The organism is Kiloniella litopenaei, from assembly GCF_000982415.1.
GTDB classification, from domain to species: Bacteria; Pseudomonadota; Alphaproteobacteria; order Kiloniellales; family Kiloniellaceae; genus Kiloniella; species Kiloniella litopenaei.
The window spans coordinates 283,138-295,693 of sequence record NZ_LANI01000001.1 but is presented as its reverse complement, the minus strand read 5'-3'; the positions used below and the strand labels follow the sequence as shown (position 1 = coordinate 295,693).

Below are 12,556 nucleotides of genomic sequence, written 5' to 3'. Positions count from 1 at the left end.
AGGTTTGTGAATGTTAATCCGCCTTGCCCGAGAAAACGACTATGCCGCCGTTGTTGAACTCTATGCCGAGTTTGGCGGGGACGTTCCCGGGATTTCCGGCGGTGAGGGACTGGCCCGGTGGCGAGAGATCCTGGCGCATCCCGGCACGTTGGTTATTGTTGCTGCGGACGAGGGCAACGATGCAACAGCGGGGGGACAGGAAAAGGGGCAAGCCTGTGATCCAACTTGTGTCCCAGTTTGTGCAATCGTGACGCTTCATGTTTTACCGAACATGACCTATCTCGGGCGGCCTTATGCCTTGATTGAAAATGTCATTACGTCACAGCGATATCGCGGACAGGGGCTGGGCAGACAGGTGATGGAGCGCGCCATAGACATGGCATGGCAAGCTGGTGCCTATAAGATCATGCTGTTGACGGGCAAGGGGCGCAAAGATGGTGGCGCGAAGGGTTTTTATGAGAGTCTGGGGTTTACTGATGAAGACAAGTATGGAATGGCTTTACGAAAGCTTCCTGCCAGAAAATAGTGTATTAAATAATATCCATGGTTCTGCGATAGATGTTCTCTTGTCAATCGATTAGCCCTAATTGATTGAATTTCTTTGCTTCTTTTTACTCTTGATCCTTGCCTTTTAAATACGGGAGTTTGTTTTATGCCTTTTAATGCCCGGGAGTTAGAGGCCGTCGTGTTTGACATGGACGGGCTTTTGATTGATTCCGAGGCGATTTATCTGCGCGCCTCTGTTGAGGCCGCGAGGGAATTGGGCTTTGAACTGAGTGAGGAGCTGTACAAGTCCGTGGTGGGGCTTACCATGCAGGCGGGTGAAGATATTATCCGCAAGGGCATGGGGGCTAATTTTCCCTTTGATGACTTCAATCGTAAAATGCATGCGTTGCTGGAGATTGAATTCGCCCGTCATGTACCGTTGAAAACCGGGGTAGAGGAACTTTTGGCACACCTGGCGGAGCGGGGGTTGCCTCTCGCTGTTGCAACCTCAACCAGTCGGCGGCGTGCAGAAAGTCATCTGACTCATGCCGGGGTGATGCCCTATTTTTCAACAATCGTGACCTCTGGCGATGTCACCCGCGGGAAACCGGATCCCGAGCCTTATTTATTGGCAACCAAACGTTTGGGGGTGTCACCGCAAAGCTGTCTTGCGTTGGAAGACTCTCATAACGGCGTAAGATCAGCACACGGGGCAGGCCTGCAAACCATCATGATCCCCGACATGTTGGCCCCAACCGATGAAATCTCGGGTCTCTGCATCGCAGTGATGGAAAACCTGCATAAAGTGCGGGAACAGTTTTTGGTATAGAGCTTGTTACCCTCGTTATCAGAGATTGATTTATGATGGGGCCAATGAAAAATCAGATCGACAACATTCCAAACGGCGTAAATAAGACAGGTTCACTTTAAAAACCATCATTCTTGTCGGTGATAAGAGAGATGTTCTTTCAAAAACGTGCTCTTTTAGAACTAACAGGTTATGAGGTGATTAGATGTTTCAGCGTCGAATTCCCGAATGGCTTCGTCATGCCCCGACGCCGGGGGCAAAGGGCTTTGCTGTTCTGTCCGGTATCGAATCAATTTCCCGCGGTATTTTGATTTCTGTTTTTCCTCTTGTGATGTATCGGGCATTTCAGGATACGTTGATTGTTTCCGAAATATATTTCTTTGTCGGGGTTATGTCGCTTGTTTGTGGCTTGCTGGTGCCCTGGCTGACCCGCTTTATTCCCCGTCGTTGGATGTACTCATTGGGGGCCGTCCTTTTTATTGTCAGCTCTTTTCTGGCAATAGAGGGTTCAGCCATTTCAATCGCGTTGGCGCTTTTTTCCTATACTGTTGCGGTGGTGATCCTCTTTGTTTGTTTTAATGCCTATGTTCTGGATTATGTCGCCAAGGTTGAGCTAAAACGATCTGAAACCCTGCGCTTATTCTATAGCGCATTGGCATGGTCTGCGGGACCAGCGGGCGGTGTGTGGTTGCTGCAATGGTGGACGCCTGCCCCATTTCTGGTTTCTGCCTTGGGCGCGACTGTCTTGCTTGTTGTCTTTTGGTGGATGCGCCTTGGGGATGGCAAGCTCATTACCAAAGCCCGCGCACCCACACCGAACCCTGTGGCCTTTATTCAGCGCTTTTTTGTGCAGCCCAGACTGATTGCCGGATGGCTGTTTGCGGTTATCAAATCCTGTAGTTGGTGGATCTATATCGTTTACCTGCCGATCTATGCGGTAGAGGCCGGACTGGATGAACGCATTGGCGGGATCGCCCTGTCAATTTCCAACAGTTTATTGTTCCTGACGCCCTTTATGTTGATGTGGATTGAACGGAATTCTGTACGCTATGCAATACGAGCAGGATTTTTTATTGGCGGGGTCGTTTTTGTTGTGGCGACCTTTAGTGCAATGATGCCTTGGGTGACGGTTGGGCTTCTTTTATTCGGAACACTGTTTCTAATCCTGCTGGATATCTGTGCCGGGTTGCCTTTTCTGATGGCGGTCAGACCATCGGAACGTACTGAAATGTCAGCGGTCTATTCTACCTTTCGGGATATATCCGGCATTATCAGTCCGGGTGTGGCGTGGCTGGTCTTGCTTGTTGCACCTATATCGGCGCTCTTTGCCACCGCGGGGGTTGGTATGTTTACGGCCTGGATTGTGGCCGGAAAGCTCCACCCCAGGCTGGGTGTTCGCAAACAGGCTGTTGTTTCCGAACCAGATCATATAAAAGCGGACAGTCAAATGGTCGCTGAAAGCTACCATACATAAAAATAGAACCTGCCCTTGGATTTAGACAGGTTCTATTCATATTGAAAGATTTATTGGGCAAAGATCTTTAGCAATCTTTTTTCGGTTACGCCAATTGCATAGTTTCTTCAGGTTTATGCAGTCCAACGACGATTAAAACGGCGAGGCCGTTTGCCCAGTAATAAATAGCGTCAATGCCGCTAAAGCTTAGAATAAACGGAATCAAGGCAAAGAGAGCACCGACGGCAAAATCTACTGATAGATGAAATTTATAAGGCAAAACCCTGAAGACACCTAGATGATGATCGGTCAGAACCGTGAGGAAAAAGGCGGCAATACCAGTTACAACAGAAAGCCACAGGGCAACGGGGTGACTGTTGCCCAAGCCAAGAACAAAGGGCAGGGCGATCAGACTGATTGCCACGGGGTAATCCAGATAGGCGTGAATATTTTTGGTAACAAAACGCGGTATCATTTTAAGTATCCTTTACATTGAAGTTCGTTTGTTAAATTGAACTGTTCTAGAGAAAGCCTTTTCGTTGGAAGGAAAGGCGGTTCAAAACTTATAAGGTCAATATAAGGGAATTTTGGGGACGATGAAGTTCAGATAGTTCGGTAAATATGCTTGATCGTTCAAATTGTTGGGGCTGTGACATTAATCGAGTGATAAATTAATTGGCTATTCTGTATTCAGCCGGGGATGCACCAACCTCTTTTTTGAAAACGCGGGAAAATGCTGATTCCGAGGCATAACCGATCAGGGCGGCAACCTCGGCAACATTCATCTTTTGTTCTACCAGCCCCTGTCGCGCGATTTGCATCCGCCATGAGGTCAGATATTGAATGGGGGTGACGCCCATCTTTTTAGCAAAATGCTGGGCAAAGGAAGTGCGTGACAATCCCGCTTCGCGGGCGAGGCTTTCTACTGACCAACTCTCGGCCGGTGCTTTGTGAAACGCATTCAGTGCGCGCGATATATGAGGATCGGCAAAGGCCGCAAACCCGGTGATGTCTGATCCCTGATTTTCTATAAAGGTTCTGATTGCCTGGGCAAAAATAACCTCGGACATTTTCAGGGCGATAAGATCACCGCCAAACTTGGTACTTCTGGTTTCGTCCCCAATCATGCGCAGGGTTGATTCCATCCATTTTCCAGCTGTTTCGCCATAGTTTTGGATGTGGATATAGTCGGGTAACTGGTCAAAGATCATATGCCTTGCATCTTTGGCAAAGGAAAAATGGCCACAGATCAATTGAGTTTCCTTTTCCAGATCACCGCCACCATAGACCAAAACGCCGTCGCCCTTATAACCGGACTCTTCCAGAACGCGATCCAGTGGCAGAATTTCGTGGGGCGAGGTATTTTCGCAAAAAAGGCTATGGCTGGCACCGTGGGGAATGATCACCAGATCTCCCTGTGCAAGGACAAGATTTTCGCCTGTTTTGTTGATCATCACTTTACAGGTTCCCCTGTGGGCAAAGTGAAAACGGGCGGCATTTTCAAAGGGGGGAACTTCGAGACCCCAGGTCGAGCTAAAGGAGGTGCGAAAGTACAAAGTTCCTTTGACTGAAAGCCGGGTGAGAATATCACTAAGCGCGTCAAGCATGATCAATCCTTTTAATTCGTTTGTGTTTATTCCTTGGAGGACAGGTCACGACTTTCTTTGGAATAATACTACTGATCTGTGGGTTTAATGTCTTTGGTTCACTATGAATAATCTTCCGGTATCTCGTCCAGTGGTTTGAACGATCTGCAATATCAAACGAACTATTGAGCATTCACAGTCCAAGTTTTTCGGTCTTTTCTATTCTTGTCGAATGTATTCAATTTACAAAGAAAGAATGGAAAGAAAAATGAATAAGCTGAGTTCTGTTGTGTGGAATTTAAGTGCAGGAGTAATGAAGGCATTTGCCTTTGTGGTTGTTTTCATTAACCTTGACTTTGCTACATCTGCCAAGGCGGAAAATCCCGCAGAATTGAATGATCTGGAAATTGCTCATGTTGCCTATAGTGCAGACAATATTGATATTAAATATGCACATTTGGCTTTGGCTTTATCTGATAATCCTGATGTTCGGGCGTTTGCCCAGACCATGATCCGGGATCACGAAGCGGTTAACAAAGCAGCGCTTGAACTTCTCGATAAACTAGGCGCTCAGGCACAGGACAATTTCCTCAGTCAGACTTTGAATAAAAACTCTGAAAAGATCATTACCGATCTGGCGGCTTTGCGCGGTGCAGAATTTGATCGGGCCTATGCAGCGAATGAACTGGCCTATCACAAGGCTGTTAATGAGTTGGTTGAACATAGTTTTATTCCAAATATCGAAAATGAAGAAGTAAGAGCGTTGTTCAAACAAGGACTTGAAATCTTCAAAGTGCATGAAGGTCATGCAGAAATGATGGTCAAGAAGTTGAAGTGAGACCGTGATGGAAAAGCCTTTAGTTAAAGACGTTGTTTCACCTAAAGATCGAAAAACGAAGCGATCTGCACAAAATTTGGAAACAAAATCTTCTGTACTGTGTAAGACTTATACCGAATCAAAGCCTTTGATGGGACGGCGGTCTTTTTTGAAAGGCACGATGAACATTGCTGGTGCAACAACGAAACTTGTTGCATCAGCCCGTTTGCTATCGGGAATAACTGCCGGGGGTGGTGCTCTTGCTGGACTTTCTCATTTGGCCAAAGCAGCAGATAGTATACAGAATCATAGCATAGAAATCCATAATTTGGTTTTTGTGCCAGAAGTAATTACGGTTTGTCCGGGGGATAAAATCCGCTGGATAAACCGGGATATCAGCCCCCATACTGCTACGGCCCTTGATGGTTGCTGGGATACGCAAGAGCTTACGTTAAATCAACACCGTACGTTGATCGTCACTGAAGATATGGCGGGCGAATATTACTGTCTTTTTCATCCCCATATGAGAGGCGAAATTCGTTTAAAGTAAAAACATGAAACCTGAGCCGTATTTTCCAAATCAACGGTTCAGGTTTCAGGGGGTAGTTTTTAATATTGTCGGACTACTCGGCAACAACTTTGCGATAGAGGTGCCATGTGGAATGACCCAGTACTGGCATGACCACGCATAGCCCGACAAAAGCCGGAATGGAACCGACCAGCATAGAACCCGCGACGATCGCACCCCAAACGGCAATGGGGATGGGATTGGTCATGACAACCTTGACGGATGTCTGTACTGCCAATGCCGCGCTGATGTCTTTGTCCAGTAACATGGGAAAGGAAATCACGCTGATGGCAAGAACCACAACGGCAAAGACAAAGCCAACGCCACAACCGATCAGAATAAGGTTCCACCCCGCTGGTGTTGTCAGAACCTGACTGATGAAGGCACCGATAGAGGTAATTTCAGTTGTTCCGAAAATGGTTTTGAAAAGAGCCAGGGCGGTGACCAGCCAGACGAGAAAGATAACCGTCAATAATATTCCCAGAGCGCTGATCGATCCAATTGCCGGGGAATGACAGATGTTAAAAACATGGCGCCATGCCAGGCTCATGCCCTTTTCCCGACGGCGGCTGAGTTCGTAGAGGCCTAGTGCAGCGATGGGACCCAACAGGGCAAAGCCGGATACGATGGGAAAGGCGAGGGGGATAATGTCATACCCGGCGGTCATACGGGCGGCCAAAAGGCCGATGATGGGATAGATAATTGCCAAAAGCACAATGTGGCTGGGTTTGTGCTTGAAATCGTTCAATCCCTTGGCGAGTACGTCCATAAGGTCTTCGACGGTAATTTTATTGATTTTCGGAATGCTTTTCACGGCGGCTCTGTCCAGATGGGCAACCGGGTTGTGCGCGGCAGTTTTAGGCATAAGCTTTTCTCCTGAACCAATGGTTCGCGAACAGCACAGACAACTTGGTACAATTTCACAGCTGGGGGACAGGCAACCACCAATCAAAAGGGCAGGCACAAACTGGTTTAGTACAACTAAAACTGCCATTCCGCAAAGGCGGTCTCTGCCGCCCAACGGGGCCGCTATCCGCTTTTCTGAAAACTATCTTACACGAAAAGCGCAATTTCGTCACCTCGCGCCGGGTCATATAAGATCAAAGCTTGGTGACTAATCGTGTGAATTCTTCAACAACTGTTAGTTTGTGGACCTAACTTGTTGTTTTGATAAGAAACCTGTTCCTGAAAAGAGACTTTATCTCAATTGCTCGCGGATCAGCGTGATAAAATCGCGAACGCGGTGTGGTGGTTTGGTATCAAACTGGTGCAGGGCATAGATCGGGGCATCGCCAAGGGGAGAGACTTTGATCAGAGAATTGCTTTTTTCGTCTGATGTTGCGGTGATGTCGGGTAATCTGGCAATGCCGAGGCCGCTTTGGGCGAGCTTGAGAATGTCGGGCAGACTGTTACAGCGCGCACGGGGTAAAACCTTGAAGGAAACACCTTTGGGCAAGTTATATGTTACGGGGTTTCCCTGCCATTCATTGGCAATATGGGCCCACTTTTCCAGATTGTTCAGATCGTCAGGAATACCCCCTTGCGCCCTTATGTAATCCGGGTGCGCGTAAAGACCTTCGCCTAGCGACCCGATCTTTGTCACACGGGCTGTCTGTCCGGCCAGTTTGCCGACACGAATGGCGAGATCAATGTGCTCTTCGATCAGTTTGACCGAGGCATCTTCGGCGACCAGCCGTACCGACATTCGCGGGTAACGATCCAGATAAATTTTGATGGCCGGGGTTATAACAGAAGCACAGAGAGCGTGAGGGGCAGTAATCGAAAGCGTGCCCTGTGGGTTATTCTGATCTTCCCAAATGCTTTCCAGCGCGGTGACGTAAGCATTTTTAATAGCCAGACAACTGTCATAAAAACGCGCACCGGCATCTGTCAGGGTCAGCGAACGGGTACTACGCTGGAGCAAGCGTGTATTCATATCTGCTTCCAGACGGGAAATTGTCTGGCTGATCGCGGATTTGCTGCGCCCCAAGCGATCTGATGCAGAGGTGAAGGAGCGTGTGTCGACTACCTCTATAAAAGTAAGCATATCATGAACATTGGGCTTCATTGTTCAATTTTCCTAAACTATGAAATTATCTAATCTCATCTTATCTGTTTTGTCTTGTGATGCAATAAGGGGAGGGAAAGAGCCTGATGGGTTCACAAACATTTGGATAGATTAGGAGATAGCAAAATGACCACAGACCTGAAAACAGCAGTTATCAACGCGAGTGAAAAGTGGAAAGCTGCGTTTAATTCAGGCGACGCCGCCGGGTGCGCGGCCTGTTACGAAGCCGATGCCGTTATGGTCGCGACACCCTTTGGCACCTATACCGGACATAGCGAAATCCAGTCTTTTTGGCAGAATTTGATCGACAATGGTTTCACAGATGTTGACTATCTTGATCCTGATATCACCGTATTGGATGACACATCTGTTCTTTTGACCAGTGGCTGGAAGATGAATAAAGCCCACGGGGTTATTACACGTGAACTCTGGGTGCTTCAGGATGATGGCACTATGGCGTTGCGCGAAGATCACTTCGAAGCTCAGGGATAGGGTTCTTTTGGGGGCTGGGAAGGTTGAAAACAGCAAGAACAGCCCTGCCAAGGTTTGATAACCCTTGGGTTTTCTGTGCTGCCCATTGGCCGTAAGATGGATCAATATCGTTACATGGATCAATAAAATGGGAAATAACGAAGCTTCATTCAGCTTTAAGTGAGGTGTTTCAAAATGGCACGCATAACAGGTACATATTTTCGGGTGTCGGATTTTTCGAATCTTCACGCGTTTTATGCTGACTTGCTAGGCATGTCCGTTGTTCGCAAAGATGATGACTCTATTGTTTTCAGTTTTGACCCTTCTCAAAACAGTCTTGTTTTTCAAAAAGCTGATGTTGCGCCCTATTATGCTGGGCCACACGATTTTTACTGGAAAATCGGTATTACCCTGAAAAATCTTGACCAAGCCGTCAGTTATTTACGGGGGAAAGGGGTGTTGGTGAGTGATCCCTATCAGTTCAGGGATATTGGATATATGACAAAGCTTACTGATCCCAAGGGCTTTCATATTGAATTATTACAACAAGGGTTTGAGGGGAATGAGCAAATGCCCGAACTCAATCCCACTGCGAGAGGTCATGCCATCGCTGATCAGGCTATTCTGGCGCATATTACTTTGCGGGTGTCGGATCTGGTTGCTGCGCGGGATTATTTCGAAAATAAGCTCGGGATGCGTCTTATGTCGGTCCAGCCCGTAAGCGACAGAGGATTTTGTCTCTATTTTTATAGCTGGAATAACGAAGCTCTGCCCGATCCGGATCTGAAAGCAGTTGCCAATCGCGAATGGCTCTGGCGGCGTCCTTATAGCCTGATTGAGTTACAGCATTGGGAAGATCCGGCAGTGCAGATTGCTCAAACTCTGATGGACCAGGCTGGTTTCGATGGCTTTTCATTTCTGGGAAGATCCCATGGTGAGTGCAAAGTTTCTTTAGGGGAACTCTCGACGGCTTTAGTTCCTTAGTATTTTGATAATAATAGGCATAAGCACGAAAGGGATCGTCGGGGAATTTTATACCGTTCTATTAATGGAACAATTAGTTTTCATTTAGCTTACTTGTTCCAAATTAGTTTCCGATCCATATTTCTAATCAAGAAAGGTGGCGGGGTGCTGCACAAGATAAGCATCATCGCTCAGAGTATTGATTTATAGAAATAATTTCGTCGCACGTAACTCCTCAATCCAGAGTTTGGCATTTCCAACGCCCCTTTGGATAAGAATTACGCGGTGTACAATAAGGAACAGGTAATATGCCCGGCAAATTGATCAATGGTATCTGGACCCGCGAAGAAGACATCAAGGCATCTGAAGATGGTCAGTACCGTCGCGAGGAAACGTCGTTTCGTCATTGGATTTTGCCCAAAGGTAATGGCGGCGAACGCGGCACGGATGAAGCCAACACAAAGTTCATCCCCGAAGCGGGCCGTTATCACCTCTATGTCAGTGATGCCTGTCCCTGGGCGCACCGTACGTTGGTGATGCGGTCGCTCAAGGGATTGGAAGATGCTATTTCTGTCTCAACTGTCAGCCCGATTTTAAAGGATGATGGATGGGAGTTTACCGATAATACCCCAGATAATACCCCAGTTAATGCTCCTGATTTTGGGGGGGAATACCCCGATCACTTGTTTGGCAAGTCCTTTTTGCGTGAAATCTATACTGCGGCTGACCCGACCTATACGGGGCGGGTAAGTGTACCGGTCTTGTGGGATAAAAAGCTAAAAACCATTGTTAGCAATGAATCAGCCGAAATCATGCGTATGTTGAATTCTGCCTTTGTGGGTGTGGCGGGCAATGATACGAACTTTGTTCCCGATGACTTGAGGGACGAAATTGATGCGGTAAATGATCTGGTTTATCAAAAGATCAACAATGGTGTTTACCGCTGTGGCTTTGCGGGCAGCCAAGCGGCCTATGAAGATGCTGTGGGCGGGTTATTTGATACATTGGATGTACTTGAAACGCGGCTTGATGGTGTTGAGTATCTGGTCGGAAACCAGTTGACCGAAGCTGACTTGCGTCTGTTCACAACCCTGATCCGTTTTGATGCGGTGTATTATTCGCTGTTCAAATGTAATCTGCGCCGTATTGCGGATTATCCGAACCTTTCAGCGTTGGTAAGGCGGATCTATGGACACGGGTCCGTTGCCCAGACGGTGAAGCTTGACCAGATCAAGATCCACTATTGGGTCAGCCTGCGTCAGTTGAACCCAACGGGTATTGTGCCTGTTGGTCCAGAGGCTGTCTTATGACCCACCAGGAAAAAGGTCGAGAAGGACGCTGTGTTGCTGATAATCCAGTTGTCCTTGCCGTGACGGACTATGTGCCCTTGGCGGCACAAGTACGGTACGAGGCATTGGTTGATGACCTGCACCAACTGTTTAAAGCAGAGCATGGTTTCTTGTCTGTTGATACCGTTCGCTATAATCAGTCGCATCAGATGGAATACACTGTTTTGTCCAGATGGGTGGACGAGGCCGCGGCTAAAAAGTGGCGCGATAATCCGCGAATTAAAACCGTGTTGAGACAAATCGAAGATATCACCGGGGGCGCCGCAGATATGGTGGTGTCATCGGGTTTTGGGTTATGGTTTGATCATCCGCAAGGGGGGGCTTCGGTGCGAACCGAACCAAATCTGCCCCCGTTCTGGAAGCGCGTTGTGTTAAGTGTGATCGGGGTTTTCCCGATGCTGATACTGTTACTGGAACTTATTGGCCCGCACATCGGGTCTTTACCCCGGTTGTTACAGGACTTCATTCTGGTTGTTGTATTGTCCGCTCTACTGACCTGGCCGGTTATGCCATGGCTCAGTCGATTGCTAAAGCCATGGCTAATGGCAAAGTAAGGTTGGGATATCATGGGGTTATGATCAGGTCATAGAAGCTATCGATATCGTTTTCTGTGATCGGGCGGACCGTAATGTGGTGGGAAGCCATAATGATTTCCGAGTATAATGTATTGTTTCAATATTCGTCTTCTGGGGACTATCCCCTTTTGCCTTGGCCCAAAAGCCAGATAAAGAACAGGCCACCGACCAGTCCGGTTATAATGCCAATGGGCATGTCTTCGGGGGCCATGATGGTTCGGGCGGCGACGTCAGACCAGATTACAAAGATCGCGCCGACCAAAGCTGATCCCGGCAGGATGTATCTGTAATTCCCCCCGACCAGACGGCGAAGTATGTGGGGGATCATCAGCCCGACAAAACCGATTATACCGGAAAAGGCAACCATAACGCCCGTGACCAGGGCCCCAACGATAAAGATAATAAGCCGAAAACGGGCCACTGGTATGCCAAGGGTCGATGCGGTTTCATCGCCAACTGTCATAGCATTGAGGTCGCTGGATTTAAGATAGAAATAAAGGCCGCCAAGGGTGAGGATGACCAAGGGGTAAATAAGCTGGGACCATTGGGCAAGGCCAAGCCCGCCGAGCATCCAGAAGACAACAGTGTGGGTCGATTTTTGATCCCCGAGAAAGATCAGAATATTTGCCCCGGCCATAATGACAAAGGACACCGCAACCCCGGCTAGGATCAGACGATCGGCAGATGTTGATGCCGTCAGACGCGATACCAATAGCACAAGACCCGATGCAGCCAGCGCACCAAAGAAGGCAAAAAGCGGAACCGTTGCCAACCCCAGAAACATGCCTGTGTGTAACAGGGCGACAATCGCCCCGAATGCCGCACCCGATGAAATTCCCAACAGATGGGGATCAGCCAGCGGGTTTCGTGTTACGGCCTGTAGCGTTGCCCCGACAATGGCCAGTCCGGCACCGACAAACCCGGCAAGGATTGCACGGGGGAAACGGATATCCCAAACGATGGCCTCGCGCCCCTTGGACCATGTCTGTTCAATCGTGTCTGGGGAAATCTTGTTCAGAACAATACCCCAGACTGTTTGGGCAGGGACAGAGATAGCCCCGATTGAAATCGCAAGGGAAAAAGAGAGAACCAGAAAAAATAGCCCGAGCGTGATCATAACGGTCATTTTCTGTTCTGATAACAGAAATGAAAACCTTGATAATCTGCCCCCCGACAGCTTGTTATGAGGGGGCGTGGTTTTCCACCCTCTATCTGTGCCCGCGGTGCCGTCCTCAAGGCGGGATATTTTGCTCATACTCTCATATTCCTTTAGTGAATGACTTCTCAAAAGTCCCGAACCTCTATCATCCGTTCGCCCAAAGCCGGAAACGTCAAGAATTGATACCCTCAGAATAGGGTAGTGTCGGAATAAACGTCAGGGGCGAGGGACCTTTAATACAGGTTCAATCGCC

14 protein-coding genes are annotated in these 12,556 nt (G+C 48.2%); 9 read left to right on the top strand and 5 right to left on the bottom strand.

Features of this window, described 5'->3' with window-relative positions:
- The first annotated feature begins 10 nt into the window (after positions 1-10).
- The 3 genes from WH95_RS01490 (at position 11) to WH95_RS01480 (ending at position 2,768) form a co-directional block, all read left to right on the top strand.
- Positions 11-526 carry a GNAT family N-acetyltransferase gene (locus WH95_RS01490; protein WP_046501962.1) on the top strand — a complete coding sequence of 172 codons (516 nt, stop codon included), beginning with the start codon at positions 11-13 and terminating at the stop codon, positions 524-526.
- Positions 527-652: 126 nt separating this feature from the next.
- Positions 653-1,315: an HAD family hydrolase gene (locus WH95_RS01485; protein WP_046501960.1), complete on the top strand. Its 663-nt coding sequence runs from the start codon at positions 653-655 to the stop codon at positions 1,313-1,315.
- Between the two features lie 184 nt (positions 1,316-1,499).
- Positions 1,500-2,768, top strand: coding sequence for an MFS transporter (locus tag WH95_RS01480; RefSeq protein ID WP_046501958.1), 1,269 nt, complete (start codon positions 1,500-1,502; stop codon positions 2,766-2,768).
- Positions 2,769-2,853: 85 nt separating this feature from the next.
- Here WH95_RS01480 and WH95_RS01475 read toward each other — a convergent pair whose 3' ends face one another.
- Both WH95_RS01475 and WH95_RS01470 read right to left on the bottom strand, forming a co-directional pair.
- On the bottom strand, positions 2,854-3,222 hold the full coding sequence (locus tag WH95_RS01475; protein WP_046501956.1) for an SPW repeat domain-containing protein: 369 nt from the start codon (positions 3,220-3,222) through the stop codon (positions 2,854-2,856).
- 196 nt (positions 3,223-3,418) lie between these two features.
- Positions 3,419-4,354 (bottom strand): AraC family transcriptional regulator, encoded by a 936-nt coding sequence (locus WH95_RS01470; RefSeq protein WP_046501953.1) that lies wholly within the window; start codon positions 4,352-4,354, stop codon positions 3,419-3,421.
- Positions 4,355-4,601: 247 nt separating this feature from the next.
- On the opposite strand from WH95_RS01470, the gene WH95_RS01465 reads away from it, so the two are divergent.
- Positions 4,602-5,171, top strand: coding sequence for a DUF4142 domain-containing protein (locus WH95_RS01465; RefSeq protein ID WP_052741697.1), 570 nt, complete (start codon positions 4,602-4,604; stop codon positions 5,169-5,171).
- Between the two features lie 7 nt (positions 5,172-5,178).
- Positions 5,179-5,700, top strand: a complete 522-nt coding sequence (locus WH95_RS20305; protein WP_052741687.1) for a cupredoxin domain-containing protein — start codon at positions 5,179-5,181, stop codon at positions 5,698-5,700.
- A gap of 73 nt (positions 5,701-5,773) precedes the next feature.
- Here the strand turns inward: WH95_RS20305 and WH95_RS01455 are convergent, their stop codons facing one another.
- Entirely contained in the window at positions 5,774-6,583 is an 810-nt protein-coding gene (locus WH95_RS01455; protein ID WP_082113929.1) for a DUF2189 domain-containing protein, read from the bottom strand.
- 333 nt (positions 6,584-6,916) lie between these two features.
- A complete protein-coding gene (locus WH95_RS01445; RefSeq protein WP_046501947.1) occupies positions 6,917-7,786 on the bottom strand; it encodes a LysR family transcriptional regulator in 870 nt (289 codons plus the stop codon).
- Positions 7,787-7,912: 126 nt separating this feature from the next.
- Here WH95_RS01445 and WH95_RS01440 point away from each other — a divergent pair, with 126 nt between their 5' ends.
- The 4 genes from WH95_RS01440 to WH95_RS01425 all read left to right on the top strand — a co-directional run bounded on the left by WH95_RS01440 (position 7,913) and on the right by WH95_RS01425 (position 11,123).
- A complete protein-coding gene (locus tag WH95_RS01440) occupies positions 7,913-8,278 on the top strand; it encodes a YybH family protein (protein ID WP_046501945.1) in 366 nt (121 codons plus the stop codon).
- A gap of 174 nt (positions 8,279-8,452) precedes the next feature.
- Entirely contained in the window at positions 8,453-9,241 is a 789-nt protein-coding gene (locus tag WH95_RS01435) for a VOC family protein (RefSeq protein ID WP_052741686.1), read from the top strand.
- Between the two features lie 287 nt (positions 9,242-9,528).
- Positions 9,529-10,530, top strand: a complete 1,002-nt coding sequence (locus WH95_RS01430; protein ID WP_046501944.1) for a glutathione S-transferase family protein — start codon at positions 9,529-9,531, stop codon at positions 10,528-10,530.
- A complete protein-coding gene (locus WH95_RS01425) occupies positions 10,527-11,123 on the top strand; it encodes an antibiotic biosynthesis monooxygenase (RefSeq protein ID WP_046501943.1) in 597 nt (198 codons plus the stop codon). The genes WH95_RS01430 and WH95_RS01425 overlap by 4 nt, the downstream gene beginning before the upstream one ends.
- A gap of 139 nt (positions 11,124-11,262) precedes the next feature.
- On the opposite strand, the gene WH95_RS01420 is transcribed toward WH95_RS01425, so the two are convergent.
- Entirely contained in the window at positions 11,263-12,399 is a 1,137-nt protein-coding gene (locus tag WH95_RS01420) for a FecCD family ABC transporter permease (protein WP_204247663.1), read from the bottom strand.
- Between the last annotated feature and the right edge of the window lie 157 nt (positions 12,400-12,556).

Coding starts and splice junctions, on each gene's coding strand:
- WH95_RS01425 (WP_046501943.1), top strand. CDS start 10,527: ATGACCCACCAGGAAAAAGGTCGAGAAGGACGCTGTGTTGCTGATAAT.
- WH95_RS01465 (WP_052741697.1), top strand. CDS start 4,602: ATGAATAAGCTGAGTTCTGTTGTGTGGAATTTAAGTGCAGGAGTAATG.
- WH95_RS01430 (WP_046501944.1), top strand. CDS start 9,529: ATGCCCGGCAAATTGATCAATGGTATCTGGACCCGCGAAGAAGACATC.
- WH95_RS01480 (WP_046501958.1), top strand. CDS start 1,500: ATGTTTCAGCGTCGAATTCCCGAATGGCTTCGTCATGCCCCGACGCCG.
- WH95_RS01435 (WP_052741686.1), top strand. CDS start 8,453: ATGGCACGCATAACAGGTACATATTTTCGGGTGTCGGATTTTTCGAAT.
- WH95_RS01420 (WP_204247663.1), bottom strand. CDS start 12,399: ATGAGCAAAATATCCCGCCTTGAGGACGGCACCGCGGGCACAGATAGA.
- WH95_RS01455 (WP_082113929.1), bottom strand. CDS start 6,583: ATGCCTAAAACTGCCGCGCACAACCCGGTTGCCCATCTGGACAGAGCC.
- WH95_RS01485 (WP_046501960.1), top strand. CDS start 653: ATGCCTTTTAATGCCCGGGAGTTAGAGGCCGTCGTGTTTGACATGGAC.
- WH95_RS01490 (WP_046501962.1), top strand. CDS start 11: ATGTTAATCCGCCTTGCCCGAGAAAACGACTATGCCGCCGTTGTTGAA.
- WH95_RS20305 (WP_052741687.1), top strand. CDS start 5,179: ATGGAAAAGCCTTTAGTTAAAGACGTTGTTTCACCTAAAGATCGAAAA.
- WH95_RS01475 (WP_046501956.1), bottom strand. CDS start 3,222: ATGATACCGCGTTTTGTTACCAAAAATATTCACGCCTATCTGGATTAC.
- WH95_RS01440 (WP_046501945.1), top strand. CDS start 7,913: ATGACCACAGACCTGAAAACAGCAGTTATCAACGCGAGTGAAAAGTGG.
- WH95_RS01470 (WP_046501953.1), bottom strand. CDS start 4,354: ATGCTTGACGCGCTTAGTGATATTCTCACCCGGCTTTCAGTCAAAGGA.
- WH95_RS01445 (WP_046501947.1), bottom strand. CDS start 7,786: ATGAAGCCCAATGTTCATGATATGCTTACTTTTATAGAGGTAGTCGAC.